Below are 17,275 nucleotides of genomic sequence, written 5' to 3'. Positions count from 1 at the left end.
TGGCGTGGCAAAGCTCGGAACCGGCCTCTGGCAGCGCGTCGCGGTGACGATCGTCGTCTCGGTCACGACGGCTCTGACCCGGAAGAACTGGCAGCGGATGGACGCCGTCCCGGCCGCCGGCCCGGTGATCCTCGTCCCCAACCACGTGTCGCACTTCGACCCGCTGGTGGTCGCCCACTACGTCTACCGGTCCGGCCGGTGGCCGCGGTTCCTCGGCAAATCCAGCGTGTGGAAGGTGCCGATCATCGGGTTCCTGCTGGTCAAGTCCCGGCAGATCCCGGTGGAACGGGGCAGTGTTGATGCGGTGAAGTCCCTGGATCGCCTGATCGAGGCGCTGCACGAGGGCGGTGCCGTGGTGATCTACCCGGAGGGGACCACCACCCGGCACCCCGACCTGTGGCCGATGCGGGGCAAGACCGGCGCGGCCCGGCTGGCGCTGCTGACCGGCGCGCCGGTGGTGCCGATCGCGAACTGGGGTGCGCAGGCGATCTTCGATCCGCGTACCAACAGGTTGCGGTTGCGCCGCACCGACGTCACCGTGACGACCGGGCGGCCGGTCGACCTGAGCCGCTGGGCCGGCCGGGAACCGACCCGGGAGGTGCTCGAGGAGATGACCGAGGCGATCATGCTGGACGTCCGGGACCTGCTCGGCGAGATCCGCGACGGCGAACCGCCGGCGCTCTACGAACGGCCCGTCACCCGGGCCATTACCTCGGAGGAAACGCCATGAGGGCGGCCGTCATCGGTTCCGGAGCTTGGGGCACCGCGTTCGCCAAGGTGCTCGGCGAAGCCGGGTCGGACGTGACCATGTGGGCGCGGCGGGAAGCGGTCGCCGCCGAGATCCGGGACAGGAAGCAGAACGACCATTCCCTGCCCGGCGTACGCCTGGCGAAGACCGTCACCGGCACCACCGACCTGGCCGAGGCCGTCGACGGGGCCGAGCTGATCGCGATCGCCGTCCCGTCCCAGACGCTGCGCGGCAACCTCGCCGACTGGGCCGGGCTGTTCCCCGCCGACTCGACGGTGGTGTCCCTGATGAAGGGCATCGAACTCGGCACCCTCAAGCGGATGAGCGAGGTGATCGTCGAGACCGCCGGTGTCGCCCCGGACCGGGTGGTCGTCGTCTCCGGCCCCAACCTGGCCCCGGAGATCGCCGCCGAGCAGCCCACCACCACGGTCGTGGCCTGCTCCGACGAGGCCCGGGCCAAACAGGTGCAGCACGCGCTCGCCACACCCTGGTTCCGGCCGTACACCTCCGACGACGTGATCGGCTGTGAACTCGGCGGGGCCTGCAAGAACGTGATCGCGCTGGCGTACGGGATGGCCGTCGCCCTGGGCCTCGGCGACAACACCCGGGCCTCGCTGATCACCCGCGGGCTGGCCGAGACCGCCCGTCTCGGGGTCGCGCTCGGCGCCGACCCGCTCACCTTCGCCGGCCTGGCCGGACTCGGCGACCTGGTCGCCTCCTGCTCGTCACCGCTCGCCCGCAACCGGACCTTCGGTGAGCACCTGGGCCGCGGTGAGACCCTGGAACAGGCGCAGATCGCCACCCGGCAGACCGCCGAGGGTGTCAAGAGCTGCCTGTCCATCCGCGACCTGGCCCGGGCGAACGGCGTCGAGATGCCGATCGTCGAGCAGGTCGAGCGCGTGTGCCACGAAGGGGTGGACCCGCGGGTCGCGGTCAAGCTGCTGATGACACGGGACATGAAGCCCGAGTAAGGGAACACCATGAGCTACTCCGACGGCACCCGGTCGGTGCACGCGGGCCTGCCCACCCCTCAGGTCGGCGAGCCGTTCCTGCCGGGGCCGGTGTTCGCCGCGCCCTACCACCTGGACCCGGTCACCGGGCCGGGGCGGCACGGGTACGCGCGGACCGAGAACCCGACCCGGGAAGCCCTGGAAGCGGCGATCGGAGCCCTGGAGGGCGCGCCCACCCTGGCCTTCTCCAGCGGGCAGGCGGCGATCACCGCGCTGCTGCTCGCGGTGCTGCGGCCGGGCGACACGGTGGCGCTGCCGTCGGACGGGTACTTCACGGTCCGGGCGTTCGCCGAGGGCACCCTGCGGGAGCTGGGCGTGACGACGGTGCTGGTGCCGACCGCCGGGCCCTACCCGGCCCTCACCGGCACCCGGCTGGTGCTGCTGGAGACCCCGGCCAACCCGGGACTGGACGTCTGCGACCTGCGGGCGCTGTCCACCGTCGCGCACGAGGCCGGGGCGCTGGTCGCGGTCGACAACACGGCCGCCACGCCGCTCGGGCAGAACCCGCTGGCGCTCGGGGCGGATCTGGTCGTCGCGTCCGGGACCAAGGCTCTGACCGGGCACTCCGACGTCCTTCTGGGGTACGTGTCGGCAACCGATCCCACGTTGCTGGGCCGGGTCGAGACGTGGCGCAAGCAGACCGGCGCGGTGCCCGGGGCGTTCGACGCGTGGCTGGCGCACCGGTCCATCGCCACCCTGGACCTGCGGCTGGCCCGGCAGACCGCCAACGCCGCCGCCGTCGCCGAGTTGCTGCTGTCCCGGTCCGACGTGACCGGGGTGCGCTGGCCGGGACTGCCGGACGACCCGTCGTACGCCGTCGCGTCCGCCCAGATGCGACGGATCCCCGGGATCGTGTCGTTCGACCTGGGTTCCGCCGAGCGGGTGGGCCGGTTCCTGACCGCGGCGAAACTGGTGTTCGCGGCCACCTCGTTCGGGGGTGTGCACACCACCGCCGACCGGCGGGCGCAGTGGGGCGACGACACGTCACCGGGCTTCGTCCGGTTCTCCTGCGGCATCGAGGACAGCGCCGACCTGCTCGCCGACATCACCGCCGCGCTGGACGCGTCTTGACCGCCTGGAGCAGTTTCGACGGGGACCAGGTGGCGGCCCTCACCCAGGGGGAGAGCTTCTTCGCCGATCCGGGGGAGCGGGAGTGCCCGGCCTGCGGGCAGCGGCGGTTGCGGGCCTACTTCACGGCGCCGGAGAACGCCAAACGGCCGACCCTGGTCAGCTACGTGTGGTGCGGGGGCTGCGACAAGTTCGTCGGCACCCGGGCGAAGCACCCGGAGGGGCTGATCTTCTCCGATCCACTTGCCACTCTCGGCACCGCGGAGCGGCGTGACCTGGAGCGCAGCCTGACCGGGTTCCTGGAGCACCTGGACTCGCTGTGGGACAGCGGGGCCCTGCCGCAGACGTTCACCGCTAGCCGGTGACCATCGCGTCCGGCCCGGCGGCGGCGTAGCGGTCCGGTGGGCCGCCCACGTCGCCTGTCGCCACGGGACGTCCTGGATCCGGCGGGACGTCCCTGGTCGTACTCCCGCTGGCTTCTCTAGAAGTTGATCTTGAGTTAGCCGTTGGTCGCGACGAAGTCGTGCAGCCAGTCCGGGGCGATCGGGGCGCCCGGCTCGGCGGTGCGGCGCAGGGCCTCACCCGGCCGGATGCCCAGCAGCGCCAGCGTCATGGTGGCCAGCAGCGTCGAACGGCCGTTGTCGGCGGCGGCCTGGGTGACCACGAACCGGCCCGCGCGGACCTCCCGGGCCAGCCGGATGGCCAGCGCCACCACCTGGTTCGCCTCCTGCCGCTGCTCCGGCGCCAGCGGGAAGGGCACCACCTCGATACCGGCCGTGTCCGGACCGGGCTCCCGGGCGGACACCAGCACCTGGACACCGGCCCTCGCCAGGGCGGTCAACTCCTGCGGCGACCAGGGCTCGTCCGCGGGATGGGCCATCGTCGCCAACTGCCCGGGACCCGGGCCGGCGATCACATGGAGTGCTGGTGCCATTGACGCTTTGTCCTCCCTGCCGTGCACGTGTTTATGGTCGCCGCCACGAATCCCATATTTGGCTTACGCAGAGTAGGGTCACCCCCGGCATGACCGCTAGCTGGAAGGCGCAGAGAAGAGTGACGTCCCCCCGAAAGACCCGCGTCGCGATCGTGTTCGGCGGCCGCAGCACTGAGCACGGCATCTCCTGCGTCAGCGCCGGTGCGATCCTGGGCGCGCTGGACCCGGATCAGTACGAGGTTCTCCCGGTCGGAATCACCCGTGAGGGGCGCTGGGTGCTCGCGTCCGGCGGCGCCGAGCAGTTCGCCATCAGCGAGCGGAAACTGCCCGAGATCACCGCGGCGTCCGGCAGCGCGCTGGTGCTCGCCGCCGACCCGACCGCCACCGAGATGATCGTGCGCGACCCGATCGAGGGCGTCTCCGAGCTGGCCGGGGTGGACGTGGTCTTCCCGGTGCTGCACGGCGCCTACGGCGAGGACGGCACCATCCAGGGCATGCTGGAGATGGCCGGCATCCCCTACGTGGGCGCCAACGTCTTCGCCTCGGCGGCGGCCATGGACAAGGAGTTCACCAAGAAGCTGGCGATCGCCGAGGGCATCCCGGTCGGGCCGTACGCGGTGCTCCGCGCCGGCGCCTCGCTGTCCGAGGCCGACAAGGAGCGCCTGGGCCTGCCGGTCTTCGTGAAGCCGTCGCGGGCCGGGTCGTCCACCGGCATCACCAAGGTCAGCGACTGGGCCGACCTGGACACGGCCATCGCCACCGCCCGGCAGATCGACCCGAAGGTGCTGGTCGAGGCCGCGATCGTGGGCCGCGAGATCGAGTGCGGCGTGCTCGAGGGCGAGACCGGCGGCGCGCCCGAGGCGTCACTGCTCGCCGAGATCCACATGGACGACGCGGACTGGTACGACTTCGACACGAAGTACCTGGTCGGCAGCCGGTACACGATCCCGGCCGGGCTGTCCGAGGACGTCACCCGGCAGGTCCGCGAATTCGCCCTGCGGACCTTCACCGCGCTGGACTGCGCCGGACTGGCCCGGGTCGACTTCTTCGTGACCGAGTCCGGCGAGATCTTCCTCAACGAGATCAACACGATGCCGGGGATGACGCCGACCTCGATGTTCCCGCAGATGTGGGCGGCCACCGGCCTGGAGTACCCCAAGGTCGTCGACCGCCTGATCCGCACCGCACTGCGCCGGGGCACCGGCCTGCACTAGGGCCTAGCTGTTGCGGTCGCAGCCGGCCGGCATGTCGGTGGTCTCCTTCGACTTGACCGTCTTGACGACCGTGTCGGAGAACTCGTTGGCCCACTGGGCCGGGTTCTCGTAGGACTCCGGCACGGTCACCCGGACCGGGATCTCCCGGTCCATCGTGGTGAAGACGGCGCCCTCGGTGGCCGTCTTCGCATACCAGCAGACGTTGTTCATGATCAGCAGCTCGGTGTCCATCGGGACACAGCCGGGCGTGCTGTCGTTCGGCACCTTGCAGGTCTCCGGCTGCGGCACTCCACAGGTGAGCGTGATCGCGGGCTCGCCGTAGGCGGCGTTCTGCTCGTGACCGGCGCTCACCCGGCGGGCCGGCAGGTCCCGGATCGCCGCCGGGAGCTGGGACGTGACGGCCAGGCAGACCGTCGACGCCCGCTCCGGCAGCTGCGGCGCGTCCATCACGACCGGAGTGCTCGGGATCGCGACCGGGGCCGCTTCTTCCTTTTCCGGATTGTCCGGCTTTATCGTGGCGAAGGCCAGGACACCCACGAGCAGTGTCACCGGGACGGCCACCGCGGTCGCCCACAGTGCGGCGACCCGCTTCGTCCGGTCGGGCGACTCTTCGGTTCTCGGGGTGTCGGTCTCCACCATGTCAGAGGTTTACCACGGAGCACGTCAGCGTCCGCGTGATGCCCGGTACGTACTGGACCTTGCTCACAATCAGGCCGCCCAGTTCGTCCACGGTGTGTGCCTCGGTCAGCACGACCACGTCGTACGGCCCGGTCACCGCGTCGACCCGGACCACCCCCGGTATCTTCTCGATCGCGGCGGCCACGTCACGGGCCTTCCCGACCTCCGTTTGAATGAGGATGTATGCCTGGACCACGATCGACTCCCATCCGCCAACGTCGGTGATCCCCGAAAAGTGAAACTACCGTACGAAATGGCCCGGCAGCGGGTCGCCACCATCGAAGGGCGTGGACGTGACCATCGCAGAAGCCGGTGAATTCGGGCTGATCAGCCGAATCGTCTCCCGGCTCGGCTCGGGAGAGAACACCCTGATCGGTCCCGGCGACGACGCGGCCATGGTCCGGGCCAGTGACGGACGGGTGGTCGCCTCCACCGACGTGCTCGTCGAAGGCCGGCACTTCCGCCGCGACTGGTGCGGGCCCCGGGACGTCGGGCACCGGGCCGCCGGGGCCAACCTGGCCGACATCGCCGCCATGGGCGCCGTGCCCACCGCGCTGCTCGTCGCCCTCTGCGTGCCCGCCGGGCTGGACATCGACTGGGCCGAAGGACTCGCCGACGGGCTCAGCGCCGAAGCCGGTCTGGTCGGCGCCACCGTCGTCGGCGGCGACACCTCCTCCAGCCCCACCCTCACCGTCGCCGTGACCGCCCTCGGCGACCTGCGCGGGCTGGAACCGGTCCGCCGGGGTGGGGCGCACCCCGGGGACGTCGTCGCGCTGTGCGGCCGGATCGGGTACGCCGCCGCCGGGCTCACCGTGCTGTCCCGCGGGTTCCGGACGCCGAAGCTGCTCGTCGAGGCCTATCGGCGGCCGGTGATCCCGTACACCGCCGGACCTCAGGCGGCCCGGCTCGGCGCCACCGCGATGATCGACGTCTCGGACGGGCTGCTGCAGGACCTCGGGCACATCGCCACCGCCAGCCGGGTCGGCATCGACGTGCGGCGGGACGCCTTCGACCTGCCCGACCAGATGCGGGACGCGGCCAACGCGCTCGGCGTCGACCCGTACCTCTGGCTGCTCGCCGGTGGTGAGGACCACCCGCTGGCGGCCACCTTCCCGCCCGGTGTGGCACTGCCACCGGAGTGGCGGGTCATCGGCGCCGTCCAGGACGGCGACGGTGTGACGGTCGACGGCAAGCCCTGGACCGGCCCCCTGGGCTGGGACCATTTCCGCTGACCGGATTAGTCTTGCCTCCGTGCAGGACATCAAGATCATTTCCGCGCGGTACGACGAACCAACGGTCCAGCGGCTCGTCGCCGAGAACATGCTCGACCTCTCCGAACGCTACGGCGGCACCGGCGACGACACCCCGCTCGCCGCCGCCGACTTCGTGCCGCCGAACGGGGACTTCCTGGTCGCCGTGGCGGACGGCACGCTGATCGCCAGCGCCGGCTGGCGGCGGCACGGCGACGACGCCGAACTCAAGCGCATGTTCACCGTGCAGGCCGCCCGGGGCCGTGGCCTGGCCCGCCGGATGCTCGCCGCGGTCGAGACCTCGGCGACGGCGGCCGGCTGCCGCCGGGTGATCCTGGAGACCGGCGACAAACAACCCGAGGCGATCAAGCTGTACGAGTCGGCCGGCTACACCCGGATCCCGGACTTCGGCTATTACCAGGGCCACGACGGGGTGCTGTCCTACGCCAAGGCGCTTCCTCCCGCCGCTTAGAAGACAGCACGGCCGCTCAGAAGACAGCACGGCCGCCTAGGAGACAGCAAGAAGCCGCCGAACCCTTACGGGGTCGGCGGCTTCTCGAAAGTCTTTGCAGGCCCGGATCAGGCGCGCACGACCTTGCCGGCCTTGATGCACGAGGTGCAGACCTGGAGCTTCTTGGTCGTTCCGCCGCCGGCCGGGGTCCGGACAGACTGGATGTTCGGGTTCCACCGGCGGTTCGTCTTCTTCTTCGACCACGGCACGTTGTGACCGAAGCCGGGTCCCTTGCCACAGACGTCGCACACGCTAGCCACGGGATACTCCTGGGTTCTCTACCGAAACTGAAGGCGCCCAGGGTAAACACAGTCTCGCCCAGGCAACCCGGCAACCCTACCCGATCCTGCCAGTGAACAGCCAATCGCCCCCGGTCAGGGTGCGGGACCCGGCGATTGTCAGAGGTGGTCAGTACGCTTTTCCCGTGCTGGAGACCCTCGATGCGGCAGCGGTGCGCCGTTGGTGCGATGGCGGGCTGGAGGCTCTCCGGGCACACCAGCGTGAGATCGACGAGCTGAACGTCTTTCCGGTGCCGGACGGTGACACCGGCACCAACCTGGTGCTGACCCTGACCGCGGCCCGCGAGGCCCTGACCGCCGCCGTGGAGACCCGGGCCGGCAGCGGTGACGAGCCGGGGCCGGGCGTCCCGATGCGGCGGATGGCCCGGGGCGCGCTGCTGGGTGCGCGGGGCAACTCCGGGGTGATCGTCTCCCAGATCCTGCGCGGGATGGCCGACACCTTCACCACGACCGTCGCGGTGCGCGGTGGCGAGCTGGCCCGGGCGCTGCGCACGGCCACCGACGCGGCCTATGCGGCGGTGGCCCGCCCGGTCGAGGGCACCGTGCTGTCGGTGGTGGCGGCCGCCGCCGAGGCCGCCGGGCGGATCGGTTCGGACAATCTGGTGACCGTCGCCCGGGAGGCCGCGCGGGCCGCCGCGGAGGCGCTGGCGCACACCCCGCGGCAGCTGCCGGAGCTGGCCCGGGCCGGGGTGGTCGACGCCGGCGGCCGCGGGCTCTGCCTGCTGCTGGACGCGCTGGTGGCGGCCCTCGACGCCGGCGGCGCACCGGCCTCGTCCCCCGCTGTGCCACTCACGACCGGCGCATCAGCCACCCGGTCCTCCGCGGCCGGCGTACCAGCCGTGCCGTCTTCTGCGGCCGGCGCATCAGCCACCTGGTCCTCTGCGTCCGGCGTACCAGCCGTGCCGTCTTCTGCGGCCGGCGCCGGCGCACCGTTCCTCCCGCCGGCCGTGGTTCCGGTTGTGCGGGAGTCCTCGCCCGCGGGCCATGGCCGTCCCGGGGATTCCGGCCCTTTCCCGGGCTCCGGCTACGAGGTGCAGTTCCTGCTGGACGCCACCGAGGACGCGGTGCGTCGGCTGCGGGTGGCCCTGGGCCGGATCGGTGACTCGCTGGTCGTCGTGGGCACCGGCGAGGGCGACCCACCCACCTGGAACGTGCACGTCCACGTGAGCGAGGCCGGCCCGGCGATCGAGGCGGGCATCGAGGCCGGCCGCCCGCACCGGATCACCGTCACCCCGCTGACCGGCCACCGGCACGACAGCCACCGGCACGACAACCACCGGCACGACAGCCGGGGCGCCGTGGTCGTCGCCGCCGGTGACGGGCTGGCCGCCCTGTTCGAGGCGGAGGGCGCCGTGGTGCTGGATCGCAACCCGTCGACGGCCGAGATCCTGGCCGCGGTGGCGGCCACCGGCGCCGGCTCGGTGGTGCTGCTGCCGAACGACGCGAACACGCACGCCGTGGCGGTCTCCGCGGCCCGGGAGGCGGAGGCCCAGGGTGTCCGGGTGAGCGTGGTGCCGACCCGCTCCCCGGTGCAGGCGCTGGCCGCCCTGGCGGTGCGGGATCCGCAGCGCCCGTTCGCCGACGACGTGATCGCGATGGCCGAGGCGGCCGGCGCCTGCCGGTCCGGCGAGGTGTGCACCGCCGCGCGGGACGCCTTCACGGTGGCCGGCCAGTGCCGGGCCGGTGACCTGCTCGGCCTGGTCGACGGCGAGGTGCACGTGATCGGCGGCGACCTGACCGAGGTGAGCCGTCTGTTGCTGGACCGGATGCTGGGTGGCGGTGGCGAGCTGGTGACGCTGGTGCTCGGCGCGGACGCCCCGCCCGGTTTCGAGGAGGAGTTGCGCGGCCATGTGCACCGCACCTGGCCGTTCATCGAGTTGCAGTGTTACGCGGGCGGTCAGCCCCGTTACCACCTGCTGGCAGGAGTCGAATGACCACGACCGACACCCCGTTGACCAAGGTGCTGGGCGCCAAGACCGCCAAGGCCCTGGAGGAACATCTCGACCTGCGTACCGCGGGCGACCTGATCTATCACTTCCCCCGGCGGTACGACCAGCGCGGCGAGCACACCGACCTGCGCGCCCTGGAAGTGGACGAGCAGGTCACCGTGCTGGCCCAGGTGCAGACGATGAACGTGAAACCGATGCGCCAGCGCCGCGGCAACATGCTGGAGATCACCATCGGGGACGGCTCCGGGGCCACCCTGAGCTGCACGTTCTTCAACCAGGCGTGGCGTGAGCGGGAGCTGCGCAAGGGCGTCTGGGGGCTGTTCGCCGGCAAGGTGACCGAGTTCCGGGGCAAGCGCCAGCTCAACGGCCCCGCCTATCAGCTGCTCAGCGCGGACGCCGACAAGGACGACGCGGCCGCCGAGATCGAGGAGTTCGCGGGCGCGCTGATCCCGGTCTACCCGGCCGCGCAGGCGGTACCGACCTGGACGATCGCCAAGTGCATGCGGACCCTGCTGGACACGTTCGAGCCGCCCGCCGATCCGATGCCGGCCGAGGTGCGGGCCAAACGCAACCTGGTCGGGATCGGGACGGCACTGCGGGAGATCCACCGGCCCGCCTCGGACGCCGCGCTCTATTCGGCGAAACACCGGCTGAAGTGGGACGAGGCGTTCGCCGTACAGCTGACCCTGGTGCAACGCCGGGCGAAGGCGGCCGCGGCGCCCGGCACCGCCCGGCCCCGCGCCGACGCCGGGTTGCTGTCGCGATTCGACGCGGGCCTGCCGTACGAGCTGACCGACGGCCAGCGGCAGGTGGGCGAGGAGATCGCCGCCGACATGGCCCGCCCGCATCCGATGCACCGGCTGTTGCAGGGTGAGGTCGGTTCCGGCAAGACCCTGGTCTCGGTCCGGGCGATGCTGCAGGTCGTCGACGCGGGTGGCCAGGCGGCGCTGCTGGCGCCCACCGAGGTGCTGGCCACCCAGCACTTCCGCGGGATCAGCGCCCAGCTGGGCGCGATGGGCCGGGCCGGTGAGCTGGACGGCGATCCGGACGGCACCCGGCTGACCCTGGTCACCGGCTCGCTGGGGGCCAAGGCCCGGCGGGCGGCGCTGGCCGAGGTGGCCGACGGCACGGCCGGGATCGTGATCGGCACCCACGCCCTGCTCTACGAGGGTGTCGACTTCAAGGATCTGGGCCTGGTGGTGGTGGACGAGCAGCACCGGTTCGGGGTGGAGCAGCGGGACGCGCTGCGGGCGAAGGCGGCCCGGCCCCCGCACGTGCTGGTGATGACCGCGACACCGATCCCGCGGACGGTGGCGATGACCGTCTACGGCGACCTGGAGACCTCGGTGCTGTCCCAGCTGCCGCGGGGCCGGTCGCCGATCGCCTCGCACGTGGTCCCGGCGCTGGACAAGCCGGCCTACCTGGACCGCGCCTGGGTGCGGATCAAGGAGGAGGTCAAGGCCGGGCACCAGGCGTACGTGGTGTGCCCGCGGATCGGTGAGGACGAGGAGACGCCACCGAAGGACGGTGAGCCGGAGCGCCGCCCGCCGCTGGCGGTGACCGAGGTGCTGCCGCTGCTGCGCGACGACTACCTCAAGGGGCTGCGGATCGAGATGCTGCACGGCAAGATGCCGCCGGAGGAGAAGGACGCGGTGATGCGCCGGTTCGCCGCCGGTCAGGTGGACGTGCTGGTGGCGACCACGGTGATCGAGGTGGGCGTGGACGTGCCGAACTCGACGGTGATGCTGATCCTGGACGCCGACCGGTTCGGGGTGTCCCAGCTGCACCAGCTGCGCGGCCGGGTGGGCCGGGGTGCGGCGCCGGGCATCTGCCTGCTGCACACCGAGGCGCAGGAGGGCTCGGCGGCCCGGGAGCGGCTGGACGCGGTGGCCTCGACCACCGACGGCTTCCGGCTGTCCGAGATCGACCTGGAGCAGCGCCGGGAGGGTGACGTGCTGGGCGCGTCGCAGTCCGGCAAGCACTCGCACCTGCGGCTGCTGTCGCTGCTCAAGGACGAGAAACTGATCAAGGAGGCTCGGGCCGAGGCGTCCGAGCTGGTCGGCGACGACCCGGATCTCTCGCGCTACCCGGCGCTCGCGGCCTCGGTCGCGGCCCTGGTGGACGAGGACCGGGCTGAGTATCTGGAGAAGGGTTGATCTACCACATCTGCCCGCGCGAGGCGTGGGCGAAGGCGCAGGCGAGCGGGTCGTACGAGGCGGACTCGCTCGGCACCGAGGGGTTCATCCACTGTTCGGCGGGCGACTGGGTCCATGTCCCGGCGACACTGCGGTTCCGGGGGCGTACCGATCTGGTGCTGTTGACCGTCGACGAGGAACTGCTGACGACGAAGGACGAGGAACTGCTGACGACGAAGGTGGTCTGGGAGGACGGCGCCCCGCCGGAGCCGGACGGGCGGCAGTTCCCGCACGTCTACGGCCCGATACGAACGAGCGCGGTGGTAGCCGTTGCCGACTATCCACCGCGCCCGGACGGTTCGTTCGCGCCTATCGCTTAGGCCTTCTGCTTAGGCGGTGAAGTTCACCTTCCGGCGGCGAGCCAGGAAGAAGAACACGCCACCCACGACGAGCAGCAGGAACGCGCCCGCGGCGATGCTGGCGGCGGCCGAGCCGGTCAGCGGCAGGGAGTCGTCCTTGTCGCTGCCGGCGACCGGGGTGGTGCTGACCGTCTCGCTCGGGGTCGCCTCGTCGGCCGGTGCGCTCGGCGACGGGGAGGCCTCGGCCGTGGCGGTGGCCGGCGGGGTCGAGGCGGGGGTGCTCGGCTCCTCCTTGGTGCCGCAGTTCTCCGGCGCGGTCCAGGAGACCTCGCCGTTCAGCGCCGGGGCGTCACCGGTGACGGCGACGACCAGGCCCTTGGTGCCGGGGAAGGTGACGGTCTTGGTCTCACCCGGGGCGGCGGTCACCGAGCGGGGCGCGCCGTTGTTCGGGGTGAAGGTGACGGTGACGTCCTTGCCGTTCTCCGGGTTCTTCACCGCGAAGTCGAGCCCGTCGCAGTCGCTGCTGGCGCCACCGGTGGGGAGGCCGACCTCGGGAACCTCGCAGTTCTCGGGCTTGGTCCAGCCGCCCTTGTACAGCTCGGCGCCACGGGACTTGACCAGCAGGTTCTTGGCGTCGGCGGCCGGGACGACCACGGTGGCCGGCTCCTGGCGTACCGCAACGGTCGCGGTCTTGGTGAAGCCGTTGTCCCCGGTGATCTCGAACGTCTGGCTGAAGGTGCTCCGGTTGATCAGCTTGAGAATGACGTCGCCGTCACACTCGGGGAGCGCCTCGACGACCGGCTCGGCCTTGCAGGTGCCGGAGCCGCCGTTGTAGAACGCCTCCTTCGGCTGGCCGGGGGCCGGCGTGGAGCGGTTACCGGGGGCGCCCCTGCTGCCGACCTTACGGTCGTTGTAGCGGTCGCTGGTGTCGGTCAGCGGGTCGATGATCTTGTCGTCGAAGACGAAGTCGACCTGGGTGAAGCACTCCGGAACCTCGACCTTGAAGTCGAGCTTCCGCCCGGAGGCCGGGGTGAATTCGTTGATCGACTTGTCGAGGACGAACTGCGGGGTGGAGAACTTCGCCGACGGGGTGGTGTACGACACCAGCGCGAACTTCTGGGAACCGGCGCAGAGCGGCCCGTTCGTCAGTTCGATCGAGGCGGTGCCGGCCGGGCCGTCGAAGCTGTGCTTGTACGTGGCCTTCTCGACCGGGGTACAGCTTGCCGACTCCCGCGGGGTGGCGGATGCGGGAGAGCCGACCGTTCCGAGACCGACGAGTCCGAGCAGGACCGCGGTCGCGAGAGCGGCGACGTGGGGGGTTTTGCGCACGCGCATTTCTCCTGGGGGTGGGGGAACGGAGAAGGGCGCACCGACCGAAGTCGGCGCGCCCTTCGGTGTTGCGGAAAATCAGGCGGTGAACTTCACCTTGCGGCGGCGGGCCATGAAGAAGAGCAGGCCACCGATCGCGAGGAGACCGGCCGCACCGGCGGCGACACCACCGGCGGCGGCGCCGGTGACGGGCAGGCCGCCACCCTCGCCGTTGTCGCAGTCGTCACCCGGGTTGACGTAGTCGAGAGTGAAGTCCTCGGAGTACGTCTCGCCCTTGTAGGTGACCGTGACCGTCACGTCGACCGAGAAGCCGTCCTTGGCGCTGAAGGTCTCGCTGTCCTTCGTGCCGGGAGCGATCGTGAGGTCGCGCTCCTCGCCCTTGCTGGTCTTGAAGTGCAGCTTGATCGGGATGCTGTCTTCCGGGTTGTCGAACCCGACGGTCATCGTGTCGCAGGTGACCTCGTAGATCGGCACCGGGTTACCGGGCAGGTCGTCCGGCAGCTCCGGGGTCTCGCTGGAGCTCGGGGTCGGGCTCGGCGACTGCGACTCCGACGTCGAGGGCGACGAGGCGGACGGCGACGGGGAGGCGCTCTCCGACTCGGACGCCGACGGCTCCGGCGAGGCCGACGACTTGCTCGGCTCCGGCTGCGGCGGCTGCTCGTCCTCGGAGCAGGTGCCGTCGAAGTAGGCGGTGTTCGAGCGCGGCATGTCACGGTGCCGGTTGTCGAACTCGGTGACCACGGTCAGGCGGGTGTACTTGAGGTCACCGTCGACGCGCTGGCTCGCCGCGATCGGGGTGTTCACCTCGTGCACGAACTGCCGGGACACCTTGTAGGGGGCTTCCTTGACCGGCTGCTCGCCACCGGGCTTGCCGTCACCCACGGTCGAGTCGACCCGGTTGAAACGGAACTTGTTCACACCGGACGGTGCGTTACCGGTGACGGTCCAGTCGACGACCCAGTCACCCGTGGCGGTGTCACACCGCACGGTGTACTTGATGTCGCTGTCCGTTGCGTACGCGGGCGAGGCGGCGACCGCGACTCCAGCCAGACCGAGCACGGCACCGGCTGCCAGGCCGGCGGCGCGACGGAGCGGGGATTTAGACAGGTTCACGCCTTCTCCTGTTGCAAAGGGATTTCGGAGCGCGAGCGGGACAAAGGTCGGTGTCCATACAAACGTCGATACCGAACCGTCCCCGCGTCAGCGCCGCCTGACCTTAACCAGTTCGGGAGATCAATGAAATGTCTCAGCGCGCCCTTAGATTCTTGATGCAGATTTGAGATCTTCGTTGTACTCATAGGAGTCGGGTGATCGCGTGGCGTGCCCACGGTGGGGGAAATGTTCACACGCGAGTGGCCCGTCCGAGGTGGTGAAGTAGCGTCGCCTGTGATGACCAGGATTATCGCGGGTGTACACGGAGGGCGACGGCTGACCGCCCCGTCCGGCCCGCTCACCAGGCCCACATCGGACCGTGTCCGGGAGGCGTTCTTCAGCGCCCTGGAGTCGATGACCGATCTGTCCGGTGCGCGGGTCGCCGACCTCTATGCCGGGTCCGGCGCCATCGGGCTGGAGTCGCTGTCCCGGGGCGCGGACCACGCGCTGCTGGTCGAGGCGGACGCCAAGGCGGCGCGGGTGATCCGGGACAACATCGTCCTGCTGAAGGTCGGGCCGGCCGCGAAACTGGTGACCGGCAAGGTGCTGCAGGTGCTCGCCGACCGCCCGGCCGGTGGTCGGTACGACGTGGTCTTCGCCGACCCGCCCTACGTGCTCGGCGACGACGAGATCGACAGTCTTCAGCGGGAGCTGGTGGCCAACGACTGGCTCGCCGAGGACGCCGTGGTGGTCTTCGAGCGGTCCCGGCGCAGCGGTCCGATGAACTGGGTGGACGGTCTAGCAGGGGACCGTACCCGGCGTTACGGCGACACCACTCTTTGGTACGGTCGCCGATCATGAGACGAGCGGTGTGTCCAGGCTCCTTCGACCCGGTCACCAACGGGCATCTCGACATCGTCGGCCGGGCCAGCCGGCTGTTCGACGAGGTCATCATCGGGGTCCTCATCAACCAGTCGAAGACCGGGCTGTTCACCATCGAGGAACGCCTGGAGATGCTCCGGGAGGCGACCGCGGAGTACGGCAACGTCCGTGTCGCGTCGTTCCACGGCCTGCTGGTCGACTTCTGCCGGTCCCAGGGCGCCGCGGTGGTGGTGAAGGGCCTGCGCGCGGTCAGCGACTTCGACTACGAGCTGCAGATGGCACAGATGAACATCGGGCTCTCCGGTGTGGAGACACTGTTCATGCCGACCAATCCGCTTTACTCATTCCTGTCCTCGAGCCTCGTCAAGGACGTGGTGAAGTGGGGCGGCGACGCCTCGGCCTACCTGCCGGACAATGTGCTCGACCGGCTCGTGGGCCGGTTGAAGCAGAATTAGGCGGCAGCGACTAGACGGGAGTGAGACACCGGTGGATCCGCTCGACCGTATCGACGAACTCATCGAGTTGGTCCAGGACGCCCGCGCCGTGCCGATGTCGCGGACGAACTTCATGTTCGACCGCACCGAGATGATCGAGCGCCTGGAGGACCTCCGCGCCGAGTTGCCCTCGGAGCTCCGCAAGGCGGCCGCCGTCCTGGACGAGCGGGACCGGATCGTCGACGCCGGCCGTCGCGAGGCCGACCGGATCGTCCGGGAGAGTGAGGCTGAACACGCGCGCCTCGTCTCGGTGAACGAGATCACCGTCTCGGCCGAGCACGAGGGTTCCCGGATCATCGCCGAGGCCCGCAGCGAGGCGCAGCGTCTGCGGGAGGAGGTCGACGACTACGTCGACACCGCCCTGGCCAACTTCGAGCAGTTCCTGACCCGGGCGCTGGCCTCGATCGAGCGGGGCCGTGACAAGATGCATGCGCTACGCGAGATCGGAACCTTCCAAGGTGAGGACGCCGAGCGCCCGCTGCCCTTCTAACCCAGGGCCGATTCGACGACGTCCTACAAGCTCAGGTAATGTTTTCGGTCGGCCTACCCATGGCTGAGGAATCACGATGCCCAAGTCACCGCAGAGCCACCTGGACCCCAGGCAACCGCTGGTCGTCGACACGACGAAACTGCCGCGGCAGCCTGGTGCGACGCGTGCCCTGAACAGGGTGGTGCCGGCCCCGGCGGACCTCGGCGTGGAGATGATCTCGGTTCCTGAGGGCTCCGATGTCACGCTCGAGATGACGATGACGTCGGTCTCCGAGGGGGTCTACATCACGGGCACCGCCGCCGGCTCGCTCAAGGGTGAGTGCGGCCGGTGCCTCAACGAGATCGACAAGACGTTCGAGGTGCACATCGCGGAGCTGTTCGCCTATGCGGACAGCACCACGGAGGAGACCACCGAAGACGACGAGGTCGGGCGGATGTCGGGCGACCTGCTTGACTTGGAGCCGGCGGTCCGGGACGCGATCGTCCTGAAGCTGCCGGTCACTCCGCTCTGCCGCCCGGACTGCCCAGGGTTGTGCCCCGACTGCGGGGTGCACTTCGACGACCTTCCGGCTGATCACAGCCACGAGGAAGTCGACCCCCGCTGGGCCGCATTGCGCAACCTGTCAAACAACAAGGAGTAGGAACCGTGGCCGTCCCGAAGCGCAAGATGTCGCGCAGCAACACCCGCTCGCGGCGGGCGAACTGGAAGGCGACCGCGGTGGTTACCGCGGCCTGCTCCCAGTGCAAGTCGCCGAAGCTGCCGCACGCCGCCTGTGGCGTCTGCGGCACCTACAACGGCCGTCAGGTCCTCGAGGTCTGACGTCGCCGCGTGAC

Annotated in this window: 21 protein-coding genes; 15 read left to right on the top strand and 6 right to left on the bottom strand. The window is 70.6% G+C overall.

Annotation, left to right across the window (positions count from 1 at the left end; genetic code table 11):
- Nucleotides 1-4: 4 nt before the first annotated feature.
- The 4 genes from Aco03nite_RS10825 to Aco03nite_RS10810 are packed head-to-tail and all read left to right on the top strand — an operon-like array spanning nucleotide 5 to nucleotide 3,191.
- A complete protein-coding gene (locus Aco03nite_RS10825) occupies nucleotides 5-730 on the top strand; it encodes a lysophospholipid acyltransferase family protein (RefSeq protein WP_203794840.1) in 726 nt (241 codons plus the stop codon).
- Nucleotides 727-1,719: an NAD(P)H-dependent glycerol-3-phosphate dehydrogenase gene (locus Aco03nite_RS10820; protein WP_203794838.1), complete on the top strand. Its 993-nt coding sequence runs from the start codon at nucleotides 727-729 to the stop codon at nucleotides 1,717-1,719. The genes Aco03nite_RS10825 and Aco03nite_RS10820 overlap by 4 nt, the downstream gene beginning before the upstream one ends.
- Before the next feature lie 9 nt (nucleotides 1,720-1,728).
- Nucleotides 1,729-2,829: a cystathionine gamma-lyase gene (locus Aco03nite_RS10815; RefSeq protein WP_203794837.1), complete on the top strand. Its 1,101-nt coding sequence runs from the start codon at nucleotides 1,729-1,731 to the stop codon at nucleotides 2,827-2,829.
- On the top strand, nucleotides 2,826-3,191 hold the full coding sequence (locus tag Aco03nite_RS10810) for a hypothetical protein (RefSeq protein WP_203794835.1): 366 nt from the start codon (nucleotides 2,826-2,828) through the stop codon (nucleotides 3,189-3,191). Before Aco03nite_RS10815 ends, Aco03nite_RS10810 begins: the two co-directional genes overlap by 4 nt.
- Nucleotides 3,192-3,325: 134 nt before the next feature.
- On the opposite strand, the gene Aco03nite_RS10805 is transcribed toward Aco03nite_RS10810, so the two are convergent.
- Entirely contained in the window at nucleotides 3,326-3,760 is a 435-nt protein-coding gene (locus tag Aco03nite_RS10805; RefSeq protein WP_203794833.1) for a hypothetical protein, read from the bottom strand.
- 119 nt (nucleotides 3,761-3,879) lie between these two features.
- Here Aco03nite_RS10805 and Aco03nite_RS10800 point away from each other — a divergent pair, with 119 nt between their 5' ends.
- Complete coding sequence (locus Aco03nite_RS10800; protein ID WP_275415857.1) at nucleotides 3,880-4,974, top strand: D-alanine--D-alanine ligase family protein; 1,095 nt, start codon at nucleotides 3,880-3,882, stop codon at nucleotides 4,972-4,974.
- A 3-nt stretch (nucleotides 4,975-4,977) separates the two neighbouring features.
- Here Aco03nite_RS10800 and Aco03nite_RS10795 read toward each other — a convergent pair whose 3' ends face one another.
- Nucleotides 4,978-5,613: a DUF3515 domain-containing protein gene (locus Aco03nite_RS10795; protein ID WP_203794829.1), complete on the bottom strand. Its 636-nt coding sequence runs from the start codon at nucleotides 5,611-5,613 to the stop codon at nucleotides 4,978-4,980.
- A 1-nt stretch (nucleotide 5,614) separates the two neighbouring features.
- On the bottom strand, nucleotides 5,615-5,848 hold the full coding sequence (locus Aco03nite_RS10790) for an Lrp/AsnC ligand binding domain-containing protein (protein ID WP_014447186.1): 234 nt from the start codon (nucleotides 5,846-5,848) through the stop codon (nucleotides 5,615-5,617).
- A gap of 97 nt (nucleotides 5,849-5,945) precedes the next feature.
- On the opposite strand from Aco03nite_RS10790, the gene Aco03nite_RS10785 reads away from it, so the two are divergent.
- Together Aco03nite_RS10785 and Aco03nite_RS10780 are read left to right on the top strand one after the other, a co-directional pair.
- Nucleotides 5,946-6,884 (top strand): thiamine-phosphate kinase, encoded by a 939-nt coding sequence (locus Aco03nite_RS10785; RefSeq protein WP_203794827.1) that lies wholly within the window; start codon nucleotides 5,946-5,948, stop codon nucleotides 6,882-6,884.
- A gap of 19 nt (nucleotides 6,885-6,903) precedes the next feature.
- Complete coding sequence (locus tag Aco03nite_RS10780; protein WP_203794825.1) at nucleotides 6,904-7,374, top strand: GNAT family N-acetyltransferase; 471 nt, start codon at nucleotides 6,904-6,906, stop codon at nucleotides 7,372-7,374.
- A gap of 107 nt (nucleotides 7,375-7,481) precedes the next feature.
- Here Aco03nite_RS10780 and rpmB read toward each other — a convergent pair whose 3' ends face one another.
- Nucleotides 7,482-7,673 carry a 50S ribosomal protein L28 gene (gene rpmB, locus Aco03nite_RS10775; protein ID WP_106316350.1) on the bottom strand — a complete coding sequence of 64 codons (192 nt, stop codon included), beginning with the start codon at nucleotides 7,671-7,673 and terminating at the stop codon, nucleotides 7,482-7,484.
- Nucleotides 7,674-7,837: 164 nt separating this feature from the next.
- Between rpmB and fakA the strand changes: the two genes are divergently transcribed.
- From fakA to Aco03nite_RS10760, 3 genes are read left to right on the top strand one after another with little or no spacing between them, the layout of a single operon-like run.
- Nucleotides 7,838-9,646 carry a DAK2 domain-containing protein gene (fakA, locus tag Aco03nite_RS10770; protein WP_203794823.1) on the top strand — a complete coding sequence of 603 codons (1,809 nt, stop codon included), beginning with the start codon at nucleotides 7,838-7,840 and terminating at the stop codon, nucleotides 9,644-9,646.
- A complete protein-coding gene (gene recG / locus Aco03nite_RS10765) occupies nucleotides 9,643-11,817 on the top strand; it encodes an ATP-dependent DNA helicase RecG (RefSeq protein ID WP_203794821.1) in 2,175 nt (724 codons plus the stop codon). Before fakA ends, recG begins: the two co-directional genes overlap by 4 nt.
- Nucleotides 11,814-12,176 carry a DUF952 domain-containing protein gene (locus tag Aco03nite_RS10760; protein WP_203794819.1) on the top strand — a complete coding sequence of 121 codons (363 nt, stop codon included), beginning with the start codon at nucleotides 11,814-11,816 and terminating at the stop codon, nucleotides 12,174-12,176. The genes recG and Aco03nite_RS10760 overlap by 4 nt, the downstream gene beginning before the upstream one ends.
- Before the next feature lie 9 nt (nucleotides 12,177-12,185).
- On the opposite strand, the gene Aco03nite_RS10755 is transcribed toward Aco03nite_RS10760, so the two are convergent.
- Entirely contained in the window at nucleotides 12,186-13,484 is a 1,299-nt protein-coding gene (locus Aco03nite_RS10755; protein WP_239145058.1) for an LPXTG cell wall anchor domain-containing protein, read from the bottom strand.
- A 78-nt stretch (nucleotides 13,485-13,562) separates the two neighbouring features.
- Nucleotides 13,563-14,597 (bottom strand): LPXTG cell wall anchor domain-containing protein, encoded by a 1,035-nt coding sequence (locus Aco03nite_RS10750; RefSeq protein ID WP_203794815.1) that lies wholly within the window; start codon nucleotides 14,595-14,597, stop codon nucleotides 13,563-13,565.
- Between the two features lie 276 nt (nucleotides 14,598-14,873).
- Here Aco03nite_RS10750 and rsmD point away from each other — a divergent pair, with 276 nt between their 5' ends.
- From rsmD to rpmF, 5 genes are all read left to right on the top strand, one after another.
- Nucleotides 14,874-15,437 (top strand): 16S rRNA (guanine(966)-N(2))-methyltransferase RsmD, encoded by a 564-nt coding sequence (gene rsmD, locus Aco03nite_RS10745; protein ID WP_203794813.1) that lies wholly within the window; start codon nucleotides 14,874-14,876, stop codon nucleotides 15,435-15,437.
- Complete coding sequence (gene coaD / locus Aco03nite_RS10740; protein WP_203794811.1) at nucleotides 15,434-15,913, top strand: pantetheine-phosphate adenylyltransferase; 480 nt, start codon at nucleotides 15,434-15,436, stop codon at nucleotides 15,911-15,913. Before rsmD ends, coaD begins: the two co-directional genes overlap by 4 nt.
- A 31-nt stretch (nucleotides 15,914-15,944) precedes the next feature.
- On the top strand, nucleotides 15,945-16,442 hold the full coding sequence (locus tag Aco03nite_RS10735; RefSeq protein ID WP_203794809.1) for a hypothetical protein: 498 nt from the start codon (nucleotides 15,945-15,947) through the stop codon (nucleotides 16,440-16,442).
- Between the two features lie 76 nt (nucleotides 16,443-16,518).
- Nucleotides 16,519-17,082: a YceD family protein gene (locus Aco03nite_RS10730; protein ID WP_203794807.1), complete on the top strand. Its 564-nt coding sequence runs from the start codon at nucleotides 16,519-16,521 to the stop codon at nucleotides 17,080-17,082.
- Nucleotides 17,083-17,087: 5 nt separating this feature from the next.
- Nucleotides 17,088-17,261 (top strand): 50S ribosomal protein L32, encoded by a 174-nt coding sequence (rpmF, locus tag Aco03nite_RS10725; protein WP_043527495.1) that lies wholly within the window; start codon nucleotides 17,088-17,090, stop codon nucleotides 17,259-17,261.
- The last annotated feature ends 14 nt before the right edge of the window (nucleotides 17,262-17,275 follow it).

Origin of the sequence: Actinoplanes couchii (assembly GCF_016862075.1) — a bacterium.
GTDB classification, from domain to species: Bacteria; Actinomycetota; Actinomycetes; order Mycobacteriales; family Micromonosporaceae; genus Actinoplanes; species Actinoplanes couchii.
Note: the sequence above shows the minus strand (reverse complement) of the source record. Positions and strands in the feature narration are given on the sequence as shown.

Bases quoted from the DNA above. Each gene is read 5' to 3' on its own strand.
- Aco03nite_RS10820 (WP_203794838.1), top strand. From the start codon at position 727: ATGAGGGCGGCCGTCATCGGTTCCGGAGCTTGGGGCACCGCGTTCGCC.
- Aco03nite_RS10815 (WP_203794837.1), top strand. From the start codon at position 1,729: ATGAGCTACTCCGACGGCACCCGGTCGGTGCACGCGGGCCTGCCCACC.
- Aco03nite_RS10805 (WP_203794833.1), bottom strand. From the start codon at position 3,760: ATGGCACCAGCACTCCATGTGATCGCCGGCCCGGGTCCCGGGCAGTTG.
- Aco03nite_RS10795 (WP_203794829.1), bottom strand. From the start codon at position 5,613: ATGGTGGAGACCGACACCCCGAGAACCGAAGAGTCGCCCGACCGGACG.
- recG (WP_203794821.1), top strand. From the start codon at position 9,643: ATGACCACGACCGACACCCCGTTGACCAAGGTGCTGGGCGCCAAGACC.
- rsmD (WP_203794813.1), top strand. From the start codon at position 14,874: ATGACCAGGATTATCGCGGGTGTACACGGAGGGCGACGGCTGACCGCC.
- coaD (WP_203794811.1), top strand. From the start codon at position 15,434: ATGAGACGAGCGGTGTGTCCAGGCTCCTTCGACCCGGTCACCAACGGG.
- Aco03nite_RS10730 (WP_203794807.1), top strand. From the start codon at position 16,519: ATGCCCAAGTCACCGCAGAGCCACCTGGACCCCAGGCAACCGCTGGTC.